21 protein-coding genes are annotated in these 19,319 nt (G+C 74.3%); 16 read left to right on the top strand and 5 right to left on the bottom strand.

The genetic code is table 11. The features are described 5' to 3' along the window. Nucleotides 1–4 precede the first annotated feature (4 nt). Nucleotides 5–364, top strand: a complete 360-nt coding sequence (locus tag ACLJQE_RS10630; protein ID WP_410638974.1) for a hypothetical protein — start codon at nucleotides 5–7, stop codon at nucleotides 362–364. Here ACLJQE_RS10630 and ACLJQE_RS10625 read toward each other — a convergent pair. Then, a complete protein-coding gene (locus ACLJQE_RS10625) occupies nucleotides 348–1,142 on the bottom strand; it encodes a class I SAM-dependent methyltransferase (RefSeq protein ID WP_410638973.1) in 795 nt (264 codons plus the stop codon). The two genes, ACLJQE_RS10630 and ACLJQE_RS10625, sit on opposite strands and share 17 nt — an antisense overlap. Nucleotides 1,143–1,167: 25 nt before the next feature. Between ACLJQE_RS10625 and ACLJQE_RS10620 the strand changes: the two genes are divergently transcribed. From ACLJQE_RS10620 to ligD (ACLJQE_RS10595), 6 genes are all read left to right on the top strand, one after another. Continuing rightward, nucleotides 1,168–2,727, top strand: coding sequence for a glycoside hydrolase family 13 protein (locus tag ACLJQE_RS10620; protein WP_410638972.1), 1,560 nt, complete (start codon nucleotides 1,168–1,170; stop codon nucleotides 2,725–2,727). 172 nt (nucleotides 2,728–2,899) lie between these two features. Further along, the gene (locus ACLJQE_RS10615) at nucleotides 2,900–3,088 is read left to right on the top strand and encodes a hypothetical protein (RefSeq protein WP_410638971.1); all 189 of its coding nucleotides are present in this window, start codon (nucleotides 2,900–2,902) and stop codon (nucleotides 3,086–3,088) included. Then, the gene (locus ACLJQE_RS10610; RefSeq protein WP_410638970.1) at nucleotides 3,088–3,264 is read left to right on the top strand and encodes a hypothetical protein; all 177 of its coding nucleotides are present in this window, start codon (nucleotides 3,088–3,090) and stop codon (nucleotides 3,262–3,264) included. The genes ACLJQE_RS10615 and ACLJQE_RS10610 overlap by 1 nt, the downstream gene beginning before the upstream one ends. Before the next feature lie 67 nt (nucleotides 3,265–3,331). Next, a complete protein-coding gene (locus ACLJQE_RS10605) occupies nucleotides 3,332–3,883 on the top strand; it encodes a hemerythrin domain-containing protein (RefSeq protein ID WP_410638969.1) in 552 nt (183 codons plus the stop codon). Between the two features lie 5 nt (nucleotides 3,884–3,888). Beyond that, a complete protein-coding gene (locus tag ACLJQE_RS10600; protein ID WP_410638968.1) occupies nucleotides 3,889–4,056 on the top strand; it encodes a hypothetical protein in 168 nt (55 codons plus the stop codon). Between the two features lie 17 nt (nucleotides 4,057–4,073). Continuing rightward, entirely contained in the window at nucleotides 4,074–5,651 is a 1,578-nt protein-coding gene (gene ligD / locus ACLJQE_RS10595) for a non-homologous end-joining DNA ligase (RefSeq protein ID WP_410638967.1), read from the top strand. A 5-nt stretch (nucleotides 5,652–5,656) separates the two neighbouring features. Here the strand turns inward: ligD (ACLJQE_RS10595) and ACLJQE_RS10590 are convergent, their stop codons facing one another. Beyond that, nucleotides 5,657–6,598 carry a PfkB family carbohydrate kinase gene (locus tag ACLJQE_RS10590; protein ID WP_410638966.1) on the bottom strand — a complete coding sequence of 314 codons (942 nt, stop codon included), beginning with the start codon at nucleotides 6,596–6,598 and terminating at the stop codon, nucleotides 5,657–5,659. Between the two features lie 246 nt (nucleotides 6,599–6,844). Between ACLJQE_RS10590 and ACLJQE_RS10585 the strand changes: the two genes are divergently transcribed. Both ACLJQE_RS10585 and ACLJQE_RS10580 read left to right on the top strand, forming a co-directional pair. Next, nucleotides 6,845–7,621, top strand: coding sequence for an ANTAR domain-containing protein (locus ACLJQE_RS10585; RefSeq protein ID WP_410638965.1), 777 nt, complete (start codon nucleotides 6,845–6,847; stop codon nucleotides 7,619–7,621). Between the two features lie 118 nt (nucleotides 7,622–7,739). Then, on the top strand, nucleotides 7,740–8,135 hold the full coding sequence (locus tag ACLJQE_RS10580) for an STAS domain-containing protein (protein WP_410638964.1): 396 nt from the start codon (nucleotides 7,740–7,742) through the stop codon (nucleotides 8,133–8,135). Nucleotides 8,136–8,367: 232 nt separating this feature from the next. Here the strand turns inward: ACLJQE_RS10580 and ACLJQE_RS10575 are convergent, their stop codons facing one another. Then, on the bottom strand, nucleotides 8,368–9,771 hold the full coding sequence (locus tag ACLJQE_RS10575; RefSeq protein ID WP_410638963.1) for a PP2C family protein-serine/threonine phosphatase: 1,404 nt from the start codon (nucleotides 9,769–9,771) through the stop codon (nucleotides 8,368–8,370). A gap of 4 nt (nucleotides 9,772–9,775) precedes the next feature. Further along, complete coding sequence (locus tag ACLJQE_RS10570) at nucleotides 9,776–10,513, bottom strand: GAF domain-containing protein (RefSeq protein WP_410638962.1); 738 nt, start codon at nucleotides 10,511–10,513, stop codon at nucleotides 9,776–9,778. A gap of 214 nt (nucleotides 10,514–10,727) precedes the next feature. On the opposite strand from ACLJQE_RS10570, the gene ACLJQE_RS10565 reads away from it, so the two are divergent. The 6 genes from ACLJQE_RS10565 to ACLJQE_RS10540 all read left to right on the top strand — a co-directional run bounded on the left by ACLJQE_RS10565 (nucleotide 10,728) and on the right by ACLJQE_RS10540 (nucleotide 17,610). Then, the gene (locus ACLJQE_RS10565) at nucleotides 10,728–11,312 is read left to right on the top strand and encodes a VOC family protein (RefSeq protein ID WP_410638961.1); all 585 of its coding nucleotides are present in this window, start codon (nucleotides 10,728–10,730) and stop codon (nucleotides 11,310–11,312) included. A gap of 81 nt (nucleotides 11,313–11,393) precedes the next feature. Then, nucleotides 11,394–14,150, top strand: a complete 2,757-nt coding sequence (locus ACLJQE_RS10560) for a helix-turn-helix transcriptional regulator (RefSeq protein WP_410638960.1) — start codon at nucleotides 11,394–11,396, stop codon at nucleotides 14,148–14,150. Between the two features lie 62 nt (nucleotides 14,151–14,212). Next, nucleotides 14,213–15,145 (top strand): glycoside hydrolase family 5 protein, encoded by a 933-nt coding sequence (locus ACLJQE_RS10555; protein WP_410638959.1) that lies wholly within the window; start codon nucleotides 14,213–14,215, stop codon nucleotides 15,143–15,145. A gap of 91 nt (nucleotides 15,146–15,236) precedes the next feature. Then, the gene (locus ACLJQE_RS10550; RefSeq protein ID WP_410638958.1) at nucleotides 15,237–15,983 is read left to right on the top strand and encodes an ANTAR domain-containing protein; all 747 of its coding nucleotides are present in this window, start codon (nucleotides 15,237–15,239) and stop codon (nucleotides 15,981–15,983) included. Nucleotides 15,984–15,992: 9 nt separating this feature from the next. Continuing rightward, nucleotides 15,993–16,916: a non-homologous end-joining DNA ligase gene (gene ligD / locus ACLJQE_RS10545; protein ID WP_410638957.1), complete on the top strand. Its 924-nt coding sequence runs from the start codon at nucleotides 15,993–15,995 to the stop codon at nucleotides 16,914–16,916. 274 nt (nucleotides 16,917–17,190) lie between these two features. Then, nucleotides 17,191–17,610: a DUF6292 family protein gene (locus tag ACLJQE_RS10540; RefSeq protein WP_410638956.1), complete on the top strand. Its 420-nt coding sequence runs from the start codon at nucleotides 17,191–17,193 to the stop codon at nucleotides 17,608–17,610. A 126-nt stretch (nucleotides 17,611–17,736) separates the two neighbouring features. Here ACLJQE_RS10540 and ACLJQE_RS10535 read toward each other — a convergent pair whose 3' ends face one another. Next, nucleotides 17,737–18,690: an alpha/beta hydrolase gene (locus ACLJQE_RS10535; protein ID WP_410638955.1), complete on the bottom strand. Its 954-nt coding sequence runs from the start codon at nucleotides 18,688–18,690 to the stop codon at nucleotides 17,737–17,739. A 68-nt stretch (nucleotides 18,691–18,758) separates the two neighbouring features. Between ACLJQE_RS10535 and ACLJQE_RS10530 the strand changes: the two genes are divergently transcribed. Beyond that, nucleotides 18,759–19,319, top strand: coding sequence for a TetR/AcrR family transcriptional regulator (locus ACLJQE_RS10530; protein WP_410638954.1), 561 nt, complete (start codon nucleotides 18,759–18,761; stop codon nucleotides 19,317–19,319).

Here is a 19,319-nt window from a genome sequence, read left to right as displayed (position 1 = left end):
ACGAATGACCGACATCGCCGGGATGAAGGCCGAGCTCGACGGCCTCGTCCGCGAACAGGCCGATCGGCGTGCCCTGCGCGAACAGCAGGGCGAGGAGATCAAGGCCCGCTCCCAGGAGTACATGACCAAGCAGGTCCAGGCGGCCGAGCGGTACGTCCAGCACGTCCGCGAGCTGGCCCAGCGCAAGACCAAGTCCGGCTGGAGCACCGACCGGTCGCACGCCGAACCGGCCTCCGCCTTCGCCGCGGACGAGTACACCGGCGGGTTCGAACCGGCGCCGCGGCCCGTGCGGGACGAGCCGCGGGCCGTCCGCCGTCCCCGTGCCGCCGTCGAAGAGGAAGAGGACTTCAACAACCCCTGGTGAGCCACAGGTCGACGGCGAGCTTGCGCAGGCGCACGGTGAACGTCTCCGCCGGGGCCAGCCGCCGCCGCAGCTCCGCCTCGAACTCGGCCCGCCGCTCGCCGAACAGGTGCGGCGCCGAGCTCGACAGCGAAAACACCTCGGCGACGACGTCGTCGACCGTGCGGGTCACGACCCGGCCCGGCACCTCGAACCGCCGCGGGCCGTGGAAACCCGCCGCGCGGTAGACCGCCGCCTCGCTGCCGGGCGTGCCGTCCGGCAGCGAACCGCGTCCCGCGCGCCGCACCGGGCCGAGGTACTCGCGCACCAGTTCCGCGATCGCCGGGTGCACGGTCCCGTGCGTCGACGCGTGCACGTGGGCACACACCCCGTCCGGCGCGAGCATGCCGTGCACCGCGGCGGCGACGCGGGGCCGGTCCAGCCAGTGGAACGACTGGGCGAAGGTGACCAGCCGGAACCGGCCCAGCCCGGCGGGCAGTTCCTCCGCACGCCGGTGCACCCACCGGCAGTTCCCGATCCCCGCGGCCGCCGCGAGGCGGGCCGCTTCGGCGAGCATGTCCCCGTCGGCGTCGAGCCCGACCGCCTCCTCGAACATCCCGGCCAGCAGCAGGGTCAGCGATCCCGGACCGCAGCCGACGTCGAGCAGCCGTCCGGACCCGTCCAGCCCGAGCTCGGCGGCGAAGGCCGGGGCGAGGTCCGCGGGATACGGCACGCGGCCCCGCGCGTAGTACTGCGCGCTGCCCGAATAGAGGGACGGGTCCCATTCCCACGCGTCGGTCACGGCTCCAGCGTAGATACTCGGTGGCATGGACGACTGGTGGCGCGACGCCGTGGTCTACGAGGTCTACGTCCGCAGCTTCGCCGACGCGGACGGCGACGGCACGGGAGACCTCGCCGGTCTCCGCTCCCGCCTCGGCTACCTGGCCGAGCTGGGGGTCGACGCCGTGTGGACCACGCCGTGGTACCGCTCGCCGATGGTCGACGGCGGCTACGACGTCGAGGACCACCGGTCGGTGGACCCGCTGTTCGGCACCGACGCCGACGCCGTGGCCCTGATCGCCGAGGCGCACCGGCTCGGGCTGCGCGTCGTGATCGACGTCGTGCCGAACCACACCTCCGACCGGCACCGGTGGTTCCGCGCCGCGCTGGCCGCGGGCCCCGGTTCGCCCGAACGCGCGCGCTACCACTTCCGGCCGGGTCGCGGCGACGGGCCGCCGAACGACTGGCGCAGCGTCTTCGGCGGGCCCGCGTGGACCCGCGTGCCGGACGGCGAGTGGTACCTGCACCTGTTCGCCCCGGAGCAGCCGGACCTGAACTGGGAGCACGCGGACGTCCGCGCCGATTTCGAGGACCTGCTGCGGTTCTGGTTCGCCCGCGGGGTCGACGGCGTCCGCATCGACGTCGCCCACGGCCTGCTCAAGGACCCGGCCTTCCCCGACCTCGGCGCCGACGACGAGGAGATCGTGCGGCCGCCGGACCGCAGCCGCCACCCGCACTGGGACCGCGACGGCGTGCACGAGATCTACCGTTCGTGGCGGCGGGTCGCGGCCGGCTTCGGCCCGGACCGGGTGTTCGTCGCCGAGGCGTGGGTCGACCGCCCGGACCGGCTCGCGCGGTACGTCCGCCCGGACGAGCTGCACACCGCGTTCAACTTCGACTTCCTGCGCTGCGCCTGGGATCCGGCGGCCCTGCGCGAGGTGATCGACCGGACCTTGGCGGCGCTGCACGCGGTCGGTGCGCCGGCGACGTGGGTGTTGTCCAACCACGACGTGGTCCGGCACGTCACCCGGTTCGGCGGCGGACGGCCCGGCATCCGGCGGGCCCGCGCGGCGCTGCTGCTGATGCTCGCCCTGCCCGGCGGCGCGTACCTGTACCAGGGCGAGGAACTGGGCTTGGCGGAGGTCGAGGACCTGCCGGAGGCAGTGCTGGCCGACCCGACCTGGGAGCGGTCCGGCCGGACCCGCCGCGGCCGCGACGGCTGCCGGGTACCGCTGCCGTGGTCGGGAACGGAACCACCGTTCGGGTTCACCGGCAACGGCGCGCCGACGTGGCTGCCGCAGCCGGCCCGCTGGCGGACGCTGACGGCCTCGGCTCAGGCGGGCGATCCGGGCTCGATGCTCGCCCTGTACCGCGCGGCGCTCGCCCGGCGCCGCGCGCACCCGGCACTGGGGGACGGGACGTTGACGTGGTCGCCCGCGCCGGAGGGAGTCCTGTCGTTCACGCGCGAGCCGGGGTTCGGGTGTGTGGTGAATCTGGCGGGGGAGGCGTGCGAGCTGCCCGGCGGTGCACGGGTGTTGCTGGCGAGCGGGCCGCTCGACGGTGGCCGGGTGCCTCCGGACACGGCGGTGTGGTTCGCCCGGCCGTGAGCGGCGTCCGGCGGCTCGAGGCGCAGCCACCGCGGCGCGGTCACCCGCCGGAGGAAGGCTCGCCGGGAGTTGAACCGCGCCACTCCAACGGGTTCGGTGAAGGTGTGAAACCCGGCGCGGCGGGGTATCCGGTCGCGTTCGTTGCGCCGCCGACCGAGCCGGAGGTCTTCCGATGCCCGTGCGAACCGTCACCCCGCCCGCCACCGATGTCGTCGGCCTGGCCCTGGAAGTCCTTGCCGCGCAAGGGCTCAGCCGTCCGGCCGCGCACGCCGCCCTGGTCTCCATGGCGAAGGAACGGGGCGTGACCGTCGCGCGGTGCGCCGCGCTCGTCGTGGCCGCCGTCGACGGGCCGGTGGGCTGATGGCGTTCACCGCACGGCCCGCCCGCGATGACACCGCCTCGGTCGGCGGGGGCGTGCTGCTCGCCGTCGGGCTCGTCGTCGCCTTCTTCGGCTGGTGGTCCTGGTGGGCCGTCGCCGGTCTCGCCCTGGCCGGTGCGGGCGCGCTGTGGCTCACAGCCGCCCATCGGGACGAGTAACCCGTCCGGGACGGGGAACGCCGCTTCCGACCGAGGATCGAGACCGAGACCGAGGAGGAGGCCGACCATGGCGGAGAACGAGGACGTCATCGAGTTGCTGCAGCGCCAGCACCGCGAGATCCGCGAGCTGTTCGCCGCGCTGGAGACCGCGGAAGACGACCGGCGGCAGGAGCTGTTCCACGACCTCGTGCGGCTGCTGGCCGTGCACGAGACGGCGGAAGAACTGGTGGTGCACCCCGAAATCCGCGACCTCGAGCCGGCGGCGGAGCCGGTCGTCGAGGCGCGGCTGGGCGAGGAGCACCGGGCCAAGGAACTGCTGACCACCCTGCAGAAGATGGGCCCGGAGGCCGACGGCTTCGACACCCTGCTCGTCCAGTTGCGCGAAGACGTGCTCGCGCACGCCGAGCACGAGGAGCGCGAGGAGTTCCCGCTGCTGCGGGCGCACCGCCCGCCGGAGCGGCTGCGGGCGATGGCCGCGACCGCCAAGGTGGCCGAAGCGGTCGGGCCGACGCGCCCGCACCCCGGCGTCGAGAGCGCGAAGGCGAACCTGCTGCTGGGCCCGCCCGCGGCGATCATGGACCGCGCGCGCGACCTCATCCGCGGCGCGCTGGGAGGCTGACCGCCATGACCGACCCCGACGACGGCACCGAGCCGGAGGAGCCCGGCAAACCCGGCGAGGTCACCGACCCGGAGCGGTTTGCCGAAGAAGCCGGCCTCGACCCGACCCCGCAGGAGGTCGCCGAATACGAAGAGCTGGCGAAGAAGAACCCGCCCTGGTCGTCGCCGGACTGAGTGGGTACTCCCGGAGCATGGCAGCAGACCCGGCCCGCAAACTGCGGCGCTACCAGGAGATGCGTGACTTCGGCCGGACCGCGGAGCCGGCCGGCGGACCCGCCGGTCCGGACGGCCACCGGTTCGTGGTGCAGCGGCACCGGGCGCGCCGCCTGCACTACGACTTCCGCCTCGAGCTCGACGGCGTGCTGGTCAGCTGGGCGGTGCCGAAGGGACCCACGCTGGACCCGAAGGCCCGCCGGCTGGCGGTGCACGTCGAAGATCACCCGATCGAGTACGCCGGGTTCGAGGGCGTCATCCCGCGCGGCGAGTACGGCGGCGGGGACGTCATCGTCTGGGACCGTGGTGTCTGGCGGCCGGTCGAAGCCGATCCGGCGCGTGCCATCGAGGCCGGGACGCTGCACTTCGACCTCGAAGGCGAGAAGCTGGCCGGGCGGTTCGTCCTCGTCCGCACCAGCCGCGGCGAAAAGGACCAGTGGTTCCTCCTGCACAAGCAGGACGAGCACGCGCAGCCCGGCTGGGACGCCGAAGACCACCCGCGCTCGGTGAAGAGCGGCCGCACCAACGACGAGGTCGCGGCCGCACCCGACGCTCTGTGGCACGGCGACCGCCCGGCGGCGGAAGCGGAGGAGCCCGTCGGTGGTTGGCAAGCGCCCACCGAGGACGAACTGGCCGCCCTCGACGCACTGGGCGCCAAGGGCCGGTGGTCGGTGGCGGGCCGCGAGCTGGCCCTGACCAACCTGGACAAGGAGCTCTTCCCCGCCGCCCGGGGCGGAAAGCCGGTCACCAAGCGCGATCTCGTCCGGTACTACGTCACCGCCGGGCCGGTGATGCTGCCGTACCTGGCCGGCCGCCCGCTCAACACCCACCGGTTCCCGCAGGGCGTCACCGAGCCGGGCTTCTGGCAGAAGGAGGTCCCGCAGCACGCACCGGACTGGCTGACCACCTGGCGCAACGACCGCGCCGAGCCGGGGGAGACCAGCCGGTACGTCGTCGCCGACAGCGTCGCGACGCTGGCCTGGCTGGCGAACTACGGCGCGCTGGAGCTGCACGCCTGGACCTCCCGCGCCGCCGACGTCGACCACCCGACGTGGGTGCTGTTCGACATCGACCCGGGCCCGGAGACGACGTTCGAGCAGGTGCTGGACCTGGCGCGGCTGCACCGCACCGCGCTCGAGCACCTCGATCTCACCGGCCGGCCCAAGGTGACCGGTCAGCGCGGTGTCCAGGTGTGGGTCCCGATCGCGCCGCACTGCACCTTCGAACAGACGCGCGCGTGGGCGGAGACGGTGTCCAGGACGATCGGGAAGGTGCTGCCGGACCTGGTCAGCTGGGCCTGGACGAAGGACAAGCGCCGCGGCCGCGCCCGGCTCGACTACACGCAGAACGTGCTGAACAAGACGCTCGTGGCGCCCTACAGCGTCCGCCCGCGGCCCGGCGGGCCGGTTTCGGTGCCGCTGGAGTGGGACGAGCTGGACGACCCGGAACTCGCCCCGGACCGGTGGACGATCCGGGACGTGCCGGCCCGCCTGGCCGAGCGCGGCGACCCGTTCTCGGTGCTGCTGGGCCTCGAACAGAAGCTGCCCGGCCTGTAAGCCCCTCAGGCCTGGACGGTTTCCAGCTCCCGCGGCTGCAGCCGGTCGAGTTCGGCGCGGGACAGGTGCGGGCGCCCGCCCGCGTGCCCGGTCGTCGCCGCGGCGGCCGCGACGGCCAGGCTCGCCGCGGTCGCCAGCGGACGACGGCGGGTCAGCGCCGCGGTCAGGGTGGCGACGAGCGCGTCACCGGCACCGGTGGGGTCGACGACGTCGGTCTTCACGTTCGGCACGAACCAGGTGCCTTCCGGTCCGGCGAACAGGTTGCCCTGCCCGGACACCTCCAGCACGACCAGTGACGGCCCGCGCTGCCGGATGTCCGCGGCCGCGCGGGCGGCCGCGGCGACGTCGTCCACCGGCTGCCCGGTGAGGAGCTCGGCTTCGTGGCCGTCGGCGCGCACGACGTCGGCGAGAGCGAGCAGCTCGGCCGTCAGCGTGTCGGACTCCGGTGCCCCGTCGAGCACGACCCGGGTGCCCGCCGTGTGCGCGAGCCGGGCCGCCAGCAGCGCCACCGGCGCGGGCTGCTGCAGCTGCACGATCAGCGAGGCGGCGGCCGAAATCGGGGCGGACGCGGCGAAGACGTCGTTCTCGGTGAGCAGCGTCCCGTCCGGGACGTGCTCGAGGTAGCGGCGGCGGCCGTGGTCGTCGACGACGTCGACGAGCAGTGCTGTCTCGGTACCCGGCCGGCGGATCACGTGCGAGGTGCCGATCCGGTCCGCCCGGGCCTGGGCGAGCAGCGAGTCCCCGGTGCGGTCGCGGCCGACGACGCCGACCAGCGACACCGACATCCCGAGCTGGCTCAGCGCCACGGCCTGGTTGGCGCCCTTCCCGCCGAGCAGCTCCTGCCGGTGCCGCACGGGCGCCGAAGAGTCCGCGTCGGGCGCGTCCGGCACCTCGATCACCAGGTCGCGGGCGATCTGCCCGGCGACGACGACTTCGCTGAACATCATCGGGACCACCGGTGGGTCATGGCGCCTCCTCGGATCACCGATCGGCTACCCCGGAGACGGAGGCGGGTAAACCGCTCGTTCGGGTCGGCGGTTGCGGGTTGCCGAGCGCAGCCGGGTGATCGGGTTCCGCCGGACGGCGCACCGGTTCGTCTTTCCGCGTAACCGGTCCCACAAACCGGTGCGCCGTCGCGAGCGGAGACCCGTGGGGTGCGGTAAATCAAGGGAACCAAGACCGGTGGAGGTTCGGTGACCGAGACACTGATGAACGCGGCGGATCGCTGGAGACCGCTGACCGAGTTGCTGCAGGCGCTGCTCGAGCGGATCGCCGGGGAACTACCCGGGTGGCTCGGCGCGGGCCTGACCGTCAGCCGCGGCGACCGGCCGCTGCGGGTGCTGGCCACCGCCGGCGTCGCCGAGCACGTGCTCCCCGCCCAGCTGGCCCACGGCGGGCCGGTCCCCGCCGCGGAGGCCTCCGGCGAGCCGGTCACCACCGACCGCCTCTTCGGCGACGAGCGCTGGCCGGCGCTGACCCGCGAGACCGTGTTCGACGGCGGTCCGGCGACCGCGGCGATCCGCGGCGCCGTCGCGCTGCCCGGGTTCTGGGACGAGGACGGGGCGTTCGTGCTGTCGGTCACGCTCGACCGGGCGCCGGGTGCCGAAACCCTGGCTGTCCTGCGGCGTTACGCGAAGCTCACCGAGATGACCCTGGTGGTCGCCGAGACCGCCACCGCGGGCGACCCCGACCAGATGCTGGACCTGCTGGCTTCCCGCGCCGCCATCGAGCAGGCGAAGGGCGCGATCATGGCGGTCCGCCGGTGCCCGCCGGAGGAGGCCTGGCAGACGCTGCGCCGCGCCAGCCAGGAGTTCAACGTCAAGGTCCGCGAGCTGGCCGTCGCCCTCATCGAGTACCTCGGGGGCCAGGTGCCCGCCCCGGCGGACGGCACCCGCGAGATCCGGCCCGGCACTTCGGCCCGCCACGCCGCGGAACGGCTCTGGTCGGCTTTCACGAGCGTCTCGCCGTGAAAGAGAGCGTTTCCGGACCGGCCGTTTGGGTATCAAGACCCCGTCGTTGATCACGTCACTGCCCTTGATCCGTCACTGCGTCGCCGGCCCCGGCCGGCGCGGAAGGCCAATCGAACCCGTGTCCCCCACCTTTCCGGTCCCTGCCCGGTCCGCGCCCCTCACGGCGCGCCGGACGGAGTACCGCCCCGGTTTCCTGGTGCTCACCTTCGCCGGCGAAATCGACGCGCTGACCCTGCCGATCCTCGAGCGCGAGCTGGGTACGGCCCCACCGGGGACGACCGTGGTGGACCTCACCAAGGTGGCCTTCATCGGTTTGGCCGGCGCCCGCGCACTGGCGGCCGCCGCCGAGCGGGCCGGCGCCGCGGGCCGCCGGTTCGGGGTGGTGGCGAACAGCCGGACGCTGGCACGCCTGTTCCGCATCACCGGGCTGGCCGCGGTGGTCCCGATGTTCGCATCGCTGTCGGACGCGCTGCGAGAGCTGCTGGCAGCCGAGGTGCACGACACGGCTTGCTGACGGCGTCCGGCGGTGGGCGCAGCGGGATCGGCACGCGAGCAGCCGAAGACCCGGCGGCCGAGGCACGCGGCCCGGCTGTTGCCGGCGCTCGGCGGGGTTCCAGTGGGCGACCAGCACCCCGGCGGTCGAGGCGCGCGACACCGCCTGCTGACGGCGTTCGGCGGGTTCCAGTGGGCGGTCGGCATCCCGGTGGTCGAGGCGTGCGGCACCGCCTGCCGACGGCGTTCGGCGCTCAGCGCGGAACCCAGCGGGCGACCAGCACCCCGGCGTCCTGCCGGAACGCGCCGCCGCCGTGGGCGAGGACGGCGCGGGTGAGGCGGCGGGCGATCTCCGGGGGCAGTTCGCCGGCGTCGCGCCCGAGGTGCCCGGTGATCCGGGGCCGGCCGAACGGCTCCCCGCCGCCGTCGGTGGTCTCGGCGACGCCCCGGGAACACAGCGCGAGCAGGTCGCCCGATTCGAGCCGGAGCTCCGTCACCGCCGCCTCGCCCGCCGCGGCGAACCGGGGGGCCGCGGGGCCGGTGACCGGCAGCGCCTCGCCGCGGCGGACGACCAGCGGCGCGGCGTCCCCGGCGCCGAGCAGGCGCAGGACGCCGGTGTTCAGGTCCAGCTCGGCGAGCACGCCGCTGACCGCCGGCGTGTCCGGCCTGCCTTCGAGTTCGGCGCCGACCGCGGCGAACTGCTCGCCCAGTGACGCGCCGCCGTGGCGGGCGGCGCGGTAGGCGGCCAGCGCGGTCACGACCGCGGTGTTCGCGCCGCGGGTGCGCACGCCGGCGTCGAACATCGCCAGCTGCGCCCGCTCCTCCGAGAGGGCGTAGTCGAACACGGTGCCGCAGAGGTCGTGCGCCGGCTGGACGCTGACGCCCACGACGACGCTTTCGGTCGCGCCGGTCAGCGGTGGCAGGCTCTGCCACAGCAGTTCGGCGGGGGAGCCGCGCCGCCGGTGGCGGCGACGGCGGTCCAGGCCGTCGCCGTACTGGGTCGTGATGGTGACGAGGTGCCCGAGCAGCGCGGCCAGCCACCGGCACTGCTCCCGCAGCGCCGGGTCGTCCGGGTCGGCGTCGCCGGCCGGGACGATTTCGAGGACACCCAGCCGCTCGACGCCGTCGAGCAGCACCGTCCACAGCGTCCCGTCGCGGGTCAGGGTGCCGGCGCGGCGGTACACGTCGCCGCCGACGGAGGTCTCGATGTCGAGTTCCGCGGCACCCGGCCGCAGCGGCACCAGCCGGCACTGGTCGTAGTCGGCCAGGTAGACGTCGATCGTCAGGTCGAGTGCGCGGCCCGCCTCGGCGACGACGGCCGGGAGCCGCTCGGGCGGGGCGCGGTGGGCGCCTTCTAGCAGGTCGACGAGGGCCTTCAGCGGACCGTGCAACGGCTTCGCGTCCTGGACCGAGTGGCTGTAGGGCGCGCGGGCCGGCCCGGTCACCTCGTCGAGCCGCTCGTTGACGGCGTGGGCGAGCATGTCCCGGTCGACCCGGGGCAGCGGGACCAGCCCGTTGAGGTAGGCGTCCAGTTCCAGCAGGCTCAGGCTGCCGCCGAGGGCGAAGTAGCGCATCCACAGCTGTTCCAGCGTCAGGTCGCTCCGGGCGAAGCAGGCGGCGATCAGCCGCCGCTGTTCCTCCTCGGGCAGGAAGGGCATGCGCTCACCCTTCCCGCGGCGCGGGGCCGACGAGGCGGGCGGCGGCTTCGGCGGGGCTGGTGCCGTCGGCGCGGGCCAGCGCGAGCAGGCGGTCGAACGCGGCTTCCTCGGGGAGGCCGTCCCGGCCCATGAGGAAGCCCTTCGCCATGGCGACCCGGTCCCGGTCGCGGAGGGTGCCCTTGAACTGCTCGCTGAACCGGCCGGCCCGTTCGTACGCCCGCGCGTTGGCGACGAGGACCGCGGCGCGGTCGGCGAACGTCACCAGCGCCCGCTCGTCGACCGGTCCGAAGGCGCCGGGAGCCGTCGCGTAGATCTTGATGGCACCGTGGCAGCCGTCCCGGGTGACCATCGGGGCGGTGACGACCGACCGCAGGCCCGAGCCGGCGACCGCGGCGCACCACCGGGTCCAGCGCCGTTCGGTGGTGACGTCGTCGATCCGCTGCGGTGAACCCCCGGCCAGCGCGGTCATGCAGGGGCCTTCGCCCAGCTCGTACTGCAGGGTGTCGGCCTCGCGCACCAGCGGGCCCGACGCACTCGTCGTGACGAACCCGCCGTCGGCGTCGACGAGGGTCACCCCGGCCCCGGCCGCGGCGGGGATCGTCGTCCCGGCCAGCGAAACGATCAGCTCCAGCACCGACTCCACGGATTCCCGCGACAGCAGCAGCCCGGACATCCGGGCGGCGACCGCGGCCAGCTCACCGTCCAGCGGCAGCTCGCCCGGCGCGGCCTGTTCCGACGACATGACCGCTGTATACCTTTCCGGCGTCCCCGGTAAACCTGGTGCGGGGATGTGCCGGTTTCTCCAGGTCACGAGTGATCTGCGCCGGGTCCGGCCGAGCACCCGCCCGGGCCCGGGCCCGGCCAGGGTGTCTCCCTGGGGCGAACGGGACCCGCCGGGGGCCACGCTGAATCTCGAGCGGCGAACCCCGCCGCGAGACACTGAGGAGTTGCCGATCATGGACATGAAACTCGAGGTCGTGGTCCTGCCCGTCGCCGACGTCGACCGGACCAAGCACTTCTACAAGACACTCGGCTGGCGCGAAGACGCCGACATCGTCTTCGGTGCTTCGCGGGTGGTCCAGCTGACCCCGCCGGGATCGTCGGCGTCGGTCCACTTCGGTACCGGGATCACCGATGCCGCCCCCGGCTCGGTCCGCGGTACCTACCTCGTCGTCGAGGACATCGAGGCCGCCCGCGCCGAGCTGGCCGGGCACGGCGTCGACGTCGGCGAGGTGTTCCACCGCGACGCAACCGGCGCCTTCGCCCCGGGCGTGCACCCCGGCCGCGGCACCTACTCGTCGTTCGCGTCCTTCAGCGACCCCGACGGAAACACCTGGCTGCTGCAGGAGATCACCACCCGGTTCCCCGGCCGCACCGCCGGGGTGACCTACCGCTCCACCGAAGAGCTGGAGCGGGCCCTGCGGCGAGCCGCGGCCGCGCACGGCGAGCACGAGAAGGAAACCGGGCAGTACGACGAGGAGTGGCCGGTCTGGTACGCCCGGTACCTGGCCGCGCACGCGGGAGGCCACGACGACGCGTGATCGCCCCGACCCCGCTGCGCTATCGTTCGCCTCGCCCGGCACGGTCGTCCCGCTGTCGCCGGCCGGTCGTGGGAGGTGCGGATGCCGGGGCGTGGGCCGGCGCTGATCGGCCGGCACAGCGAATGCGCCGCTCTCGATCGCCTGCTGGCCGATGCCCGGTCGGGGCGGGGCCAGGGGCTGGTCCTGCGCGGCGAGGCCGGGATCGGCAAGACCGCGCTCCTCGACCACGTGGACGCGCAGGCGCGGGGATTCCGCGTCGCGCGCGCGGCCGGCGTCGAGTCGGAACAGGTGATGGCCTACGCCGGGCTGCACCAGCTGTGCGCGCCGTTCCTCGACCGGCTCGACCGCCTTCCCGAACCCCAGCGCGACGCGCTCGGCACGGCGTTCGGGCTGAGTTCCGGGGCCCGGCCGACCCGGTTCCTGGTCGGGCTGGCGGTGCTGACGCTGCTCGCCGACGTGGCCGAAGAACAGCCGCTGCTCTGCCTGGTCGACGACGTGCAGTGGCTCGACCGGATGTCCGCGGTGGTCCTCGCCTTCGTCGCCCGCCGGCTCCTCGCCGAGCGGATCGCCATGGTCTTCGCGGTGCGCGACGGCGGCGACGAGCCCGATCCGGCCGGGTTGCCGGAGCTCGCCATCGGTGGCCTGGGGGAGGCCGCGTCGGACACGCTGCTGGCCTCGGTGCTCAAGGGGCCGATGGACGGCCGGGTCCGCGACCGGGTCATCGCCGAGGCCCACGGCAACCCGCTGGCGCTGCTGGAACTGCCCCGCGCGTGGACGGCAGCCGAGCTGGCCGACGGCTTCGGGCCGCCCGGGGCGGTGCCGCTCGCCGGGCGCATCGAACAGTCCTTCGTCAAGCAGCTGGAGCCGCTGCCCGCCGACACCCGGCGGCTCCTGCTCATCGCCGCCGCCGAGCCCCTCGGCGACGCCACCCTGCTCTGGGGCGCGGCCGGACGGCTGGGGCTCGGCGCCGACCCCGCGGCCGCGGCCGAAGCGACCGGGCTGATCGAGTTCGGCCGCCGCATCCGCTTCCGGCACCCGCTGGTGCGGTCGGCGGTGTACCGGTCGGCGCCGGCCCCGGACCGGCAGGACGTGCACCGGGCCTTGGCGAACGTGACCGACCCCGACCGTGATCCCGACCGCCGTGCCTGGCACCGCGCCCAGGCCACCGTCTCCCCGGACGAGGACGTCGCGGCCGGTCTGGAACGCTCGGCGGGCCGAGCCCGGGCACGCGGCGGCCTGGTCGCGGCGGCCGCGTTCCTCGAGCAGGCGGCGCTCCTGACACCCGAGCCCGCCCGGCGCGCGGAACGCGAACTCGCGGCGGCCGCGGTCAAGCGCGATGCCGGCGCGCTCGACGAGGCGCTCGACCTCCTCGACTCGGCGGCGAGCGGACCGCCGGACGCCGGACGCGCCGCCGAAGCCGGGCACCTGCGGGGACAGATCGCGTTCGACCAGCGGCGCGGTGGCGACGCGGCCCGGCTCCTGCTGCGCGCGGCCGGGCAGCTCGTCCCGCTGGACGTGAACCGGGCGCGGGAGACGTACCTGGAAGCGCTGGCGGCCGCTCTGTGGGCCGGCGCGGACCGGAGCGTCCTCGCCGCGGCGGCCGAGGCGAGCCGTGCCGCGCCCCCGGCGCACGAGCCGCCCCGTGCCGTCGACCTCGTCCTCGATGCCCTGGCCACCCGGTTCACCGATGGTTACCAGGCAGCGTCGCCGCTGCTGACCAAGGCACTGGCGGCCGTGCGCGGCCTGGACGCCGGCACGGAGGACCCCGCGCGGGTGCTCTGGCTGCTGGGCAACCGGGCCGGCGGCATGATCGCCACCGAAGCGGCGGACTTCGCGGCGGCCCGGGAGTTCGCCGATCGTCAGGTCCGGCTCGCCCGCGACGCGGGTGCCCTCGTGCAGCTGCAGTTCGCGCTCAACTTCCTCGGCGTCAACGAGCTGCTCGCGGGGGAACTCACCGCGGCGGCCGCGTCGGCCGAGGAAGACCGCGTGATCGCCGGCGTGACCGGCAACGCGCCGGTCGGCTACGCCGCGATGCTGCTCGAGGCGTTCCGCGGCCGGGAAGCACGGGCGGCGGAGCTGTTCGAGGACACCGCGCGCCAGGCCTCGGAGCGCGGCCAGCTCCGGTTGGTGACCTTCGCCGACTACGGGCGGGCGGTGCTGTACAACGGCCTCGGCCGCCACGACGCCGCGCTGACCGCCGCCCGCCGGGTGTTCGACCACGACGTGGTGGGGTTCCAGGCCCTCTCCACCGCCGAACTGGCCGAGGCGGCATCGCGGACCGGGGACGAGGCCCAGCTCCTGGCCGCGGCCACCCGGTCGGCGGAACGCGCCGGAGCGGCCAAGACCGCGGAAGCGAGGGGGATCGACGCCCGCGTGCGCGCGTTGTGCGGCACCGGACCCGACGCCGAGGGCCGCTACCGCGAGTCGATCGCCCACCTCGAACGGACGCCGCTCCGGGTGGACCTCGCCCGCAGCCACCTGCTGTACGGCGAATGGCTGCGCCGTGCGGGCCGCCGTGCGGACGCTCGCGCGCACTTGCACACGGCCCACGAGCGGTTGTCCGCGATGGGGCTGGAGGCGTTCGCCGACCGGGCCCGGCGGGAGCTGCAGGCCACCGGGGAGACCGCGCGGAAGCGCACGGCGGAGCCGACCGGCGAGCTCACCGCACAGGAGTTCCAGATCGCCCGGCTGGCCGCCGAAGGCTACTCGAACCCCGAGATCGGCACCCGGTTGTTCCTCAGCCCGCGCACGGTCGAATGGCACCTGCGCAAGATCTTCACCAAGCTCGGCATCAGCTCACGCCGTCAGCTGCGCGACGCCGCCCTCGCCGGCGCGTGAGCCCGGCCGGTAAACCCGTCCGGAGGATCCCCCGGAGCGGCTATCTTGACCCGGGAGGCACAGTGAACCGGTGGCTGGGGCGGGGAATCAACTTCGGCAACGCCCTCGACGCGTTGGGTGACGGGCCGGAGCTGCCGCTCGACGCGCAGTACTTCGACCAGGTGGCCGCGGCCGGCTTCGACACCGTCCGCCTGCCGGTCCGGTGGTCGGCGCACGCCGGGGTCGCACCGCCGTACGCGATCGACCCGGCGTTCTTCCGGCGCGTCGACGCGGGCATCGGCGCGGCCCTCGACCGCGGCCTGCAGGTGGTGGTGAACGTCCACCACTACCACGAGCTCTGTGCGGCGCCGGACGAACAGCTTCCCCGCTTCCTCGCGCTCTGGCGGCAGATCGCGGCACGCTACGCCGGCTGTTCCGGACGGCTCTGTTTCGAGCTGCTCAACGAACCACGGGACCACCTCACGGCGGCCCGGTGGAACGCCGTGCTGGCCGACGCCCTCGCCGTCGTCCGCGCGGCCGACCCCGGGCGGACCGTGCTCGTCGGGCCCGCCGGGATGAACGGCCTCGACGCGCTCCCCGCGCTCGCCGTGCCCGACGACGGCAAGCTGATCGCCACGATCCACTACTACGCCCCGTTCGAGTTCACCCACCAAGGCGCCGGCTGGGTGACCGGGGCCGGGCGGTGGCTCGGCCGCACCTGGGGTGGCGCCGCCGACGAGGCCGCCGTCCGCGCTGATCTGGCCGAGGCCGCGGCCTGGGGGCGGGAGCGGGGGCTTCCCCTGTTCATCGGGGAGTTCGGTGCGTTCTCCGCGGCGGACATGGCGTCCCGCGCCCGGTGGACGGCCTTCGTCCGGACCGAGGCCGAGCGGCTGGGCATGAGCTGGGCCTACTGGGAGTTCGGCACGGACTTCGGCGCCTTCGACCTCGAGCGGGCCGCTTGGCGCGAACCGTTGCGGCGGGCGCTCCTCGGCGAACGGGCGGCCGCCGCGCGGTGACCAGGGCGGACGCCGACCGGCCGGCGGACATGGATCGCGGGCGGAGTGGGTACCCGGGGGCACTTCGCGCGCCCGACCGGGAGGAGCAGACATGGAACGGCCGGATCCCACCGCCCCGGCTTCGCCGCTGTTCGACGAGGTCACCGGAGCGCTGGAGGCCCTCACCGCGGTCCTGCGGGAGGAAGACGACTTCCGGATCCTGCTGCGGCACGTGTGCCTGCAGGTCCGCCACGCGGTCCCCGGCGTCGACGAGGCTTCGGTGACCCTGGTGACCGGGGAGGTGCCGCACACGGCGACCGCGACGAGCGGCGTGGTGGACGAGCTGGACCGCGAGCAGTACCACCTCGGCGACGGCCCCTGTCTCGAGGCGATCCGCGGGGGCAAGATCGTCCGCACCACGGTGTCCGACGCACTCGAACGCTGGCCGCGCTTCGCCCGTGGCGCCCGGGAAGCGGGCTTCGGCAGCTTCCTCGCCGCACCGCTGGTGGCCGACGAGCGGTTCTCCGGCGCGATCAACTGCTACGGACGGCAGGACGGCGGCTTCGAGGAGGTCGAAGGCCGGCTGCTGGAGCTCTACACGGCCGCGGTGGAGGCGATCCTCCGCGTGTACCACCGGTACCTGCAGGCCCGCGAGACCGCCGAGCACCTCCGGGCCGCGCTGACCTCGCGCGCGGTCATCGACCAGGCCAAGGGCATGCTGATGGCGATCCGCCAGGTCGGTGCCGACGACGCCTTCGCCCTGCTGGTGGAGCAGTCGCAGCGGGAGAACGTCAAGTTGCGCGAAGTCGCCGGGCGGTTCGTCGACCGGGTGGTCTCCGGGCACGTCCCGCCGCGGTAACGTGGACGGGTGGCGGGGAGCCGGATCACGGTACGGGTGGGCGAGCGGCAGCTGACGCTCTCGAACCTCGAGAAGGTGCTCTACCCGCGGCTCGGCTTCACCAAGGGCGAGGTGCTCGACTACTACACGCGGATCGCGCCGGTGCTGCTGCCGCACATCCGCGACCGGGCGATGACGTTCGTGCGCTTCCCCGAGGGCGTCACCGGCAGCTCGTTCTTCGAAAAGGACGTCTCCCGGCACGCCCCGGACTGGGTCCGCACCGCGCGCCTGACCGTCGGCGGCGGCCGGGGCAAGGCCCCCGAGATCGTCGCGTACCCGCTGATCAACGACCTGCCCGAGCTCGTGTGGGCGGCCAACCTCGCCGCGCTGGAACTGCACGTCCACCAGTGGACCGTCGGCCCCGGCGACGAGCGCAGCACCCCGGACCGGCTGGTGTTCGACCTCGACCCGGGCCCCGGCGCGACGGTGGTCGACTGCTGCCGGGTCGCCGAACGGCTCCACGACGTGCTCGTCGCGGACGGGCTGACCCCGGTGGCGAAGACCAGCGGCTCCAAGGGCATGCAGCTCTACGCCGGGGTGGTGACGACGGACGGCGGTGAGCCGTCGCGGTACGCGAAGGCGCTGGCCGAGCGGCTCGCCGCCGAGACGCCGGACCTCGTCGTGGCGCGCATGACGAAGAACCTGCGCCCGGGCAAGGTCTTCATCGACTGGAGCCAGAACAACCCGTTCAAGACGACCGTGGCGCCGTACTCGCTGCGCGGGCGCGACGAACCGACCGCGTCGACGCCGGTCACCTGGGACGAGGTCCGCGCCTGCCGGCACGTCACGCACCTGAGGTTCACCGCGGGCGAAGTCCTGGCGCGCGTCGACGAGCTCGGAGATCTGTTCGCCGATCTGGAACGCACCCGGGTGCCGATTCCTGCGTTCGGCTGAACTTCGGCAACCACCATTCCGCCGAGTGCGCGGCCGGGATTTCGTCGAATTGCGGGAAAACGTCTTCACCTGGGGATTTGATCGTCCACAGTGGTGCTCTGCACGTGCAGGCGACCGTGTGACTGCACGGCCCGCAAATGCGGATGTCCGGCGGTGGGCCGAAGTCCGCGAAGTCGGTACGGTCTATGCACGAAGCGCGACAGCCGTCGCGGTGGCGAAAGACAATGATTCGGCGGCCGTTGCCGGTCTTGTCGAACGTGGCGAAAGGAAACGGGTGTCCGGCCTGATCGACACCGATCTCGAATTCTGGTTCCAGCGCGGGCTGCGCGCGTATCTGGGCGAGGTGGCGCGTGCGCTCGGCTTCGGCCTGGAGTCCTGCACCGTGGACGTCGACGTCCCGGTGTCGGCCTACGTGGCGGTGGACTGGCGATTGCGCCGGTTCCCCGAGCGCGACGTGGCGTTGCTCTGGGACGAGGTGCACGGCTGGGCGGTCGCGGTCGAGGCGGCCTGCGGCGAGGAGATGATCGTGCTGTCCTACCTCGGCGGCGCGGACATCCTGCCGCCGCCGCCCGAAGTCGTGCGCTTCCTGACCGCGCTGCGGGCCGGCGCGCGGGAGCCGGCCGGGCCGGGCTCGCCCGTGCTGCGCCGCGCCGGCCGTCACCAGGAGCTGCTGCCGCTGCTGCCGGCCCGCTGACCATCCACAGTGGACTGTTCCGGGTCGTGAGGGGTAACGCGGGTTATGGCCCGCGTTACCCCTCACGACGAGCCGTGGCAGGCCGGCATGGCTCACGCGGAGGCGTTCCGGTTCATCGCGGCGGCGTCAGGCCCGGTCCGCGGCGAGTGAGGTCCGGAGGAAGCCGAGGATGTCCGTCGCCGCCGCCTCGGCCTGCGGCACCAGGCCGGGCAGGCTGAGGAAGGCGTGCCCGGCGCCGGCGTACTCGGCGAGCCGGACCGGGGTGCCCGCCGCCGCGAGGCGTTCGGCGTAGCGGCGGCCGTGATCGGCCAGCGGGTCGTGCGTCGGGACCACCACGAGCGCCGGCGCCAGCCCGCTCAGATCGCCGGCGTGCAGCGGGGAGAGTGCGCGGGCGTCGGTGCCCGGCGGGACGGCGAGGCGCTGGAACAGCCGCAGCACCGGCACGCCGAGGGTGGGCGTGGCGGCGTACTCGGTGACCGACGGGTGGTCGAACATCGCGTCGGTCGCGTCGACCGCCGGGTTGACCAGCACCTGGGCCCGCAGGGGCAACCCGGCCTCCCGGGCCCGGATCGCGGCCAGCGCGCTGATCAACCCACCGCAGCTTTCACCGAAGACGGCGACCCGCGCCGGGTCGATGCCCCACGTCCCGGCGTCCCGCACCAGGTGCCGGAGCACGTCCCAGCCGTCGTCGACCGCGTCCGGGAGCGGGTGGTCCGGGGCGACGAGCCGGTGTTCGACCGAGACGACGACCGCGGGCAGCCGGGCGGCGAGCCGGCTGTTGACCCAGTCGCTCTGCACGGCCGTGCCCACGAACCCGCCGCCGTGGACGTGGACCACGAGCGGCAGCGCGCCGTCGTCGCGGCCCGCCGGCCGGTACACCCGGACCGGCAGCACGCGGCCGGGCAGCGCCGGCTCGCGCCACTCGATCACGACGTCCGGGTGCGGCTCCCCGGTGAACGCCCGCGCGGCGGCGGACGCCCGGAAGCGGTTCTCGGCCTCGCGGTAGGCGATCAGCTCCTCGGTGGTCATCGCGAGCCAGTCCGGCTCCGGCGGACGCTGCACGGTCGGTTCGGCCGTCATGGTCACTCCCTAGTTTCGAAACCTGAGGTATCGAAACCTACGGTAGCGAAAACCGGTAGGCTCGCGCCATGGCTTCGTCCCCCTCCGCCCGGCCGCCGGGCCGTCCCCGCGCCGGCCTCCACGGCGTGGTGTTCGCCGCGACGCTGAGCACGGTCGACGAGCTGGGCTACGCGCGCGCCACCGTCGAGCGCATCGCCGCGGCGGCCGGCGTCGCGAAGACGACGATCTACCGGCGCTGGCCGTCCAAGGGGGAGCTGATCGTGGACTGCCTCCTCGACGCGTTCGGCCCGGCACCGCTGGCCGGCGGGAGCCGCGCGGAAGTCCTGACCGCGGCCATCCGCTGGGCGGCCGCGAAGATCGGCGAACCCGGGGTGGGCGACGCGTTCGCCGGCGTGTTCAGCGACGCCGTCAGCGATCCGGCGCTGCGCGTGGTCCTGTCCTCGCGGCTGCAGGACCCGTACCGGCTCGCGCTCCAGGAGGCCCTCGGCGAACCGGAGCACCGGGTGCTGTTCTTCATCGACGTCGTGGTCGGTGCGCTGCTGCACCGGATGGGCATGACCGGCGAGCCGATGGTCGACGCGGACGTCGCCGCGCTGGCCGGCATGGTCGTGGCGCACTTCGGGGAGTGA

The organism is Amycolatopsis sp. lyj-346, assembly GCF_046548975.1.
GTDB lineage: Bacteria > Actinomycetota > Actinomycetes > Mycobacteriales > Pseudonocardiaceae > Amycolatopsis.
This window is presented reverse-complemented; position numbering and strand designations above follow the sequence as displayed.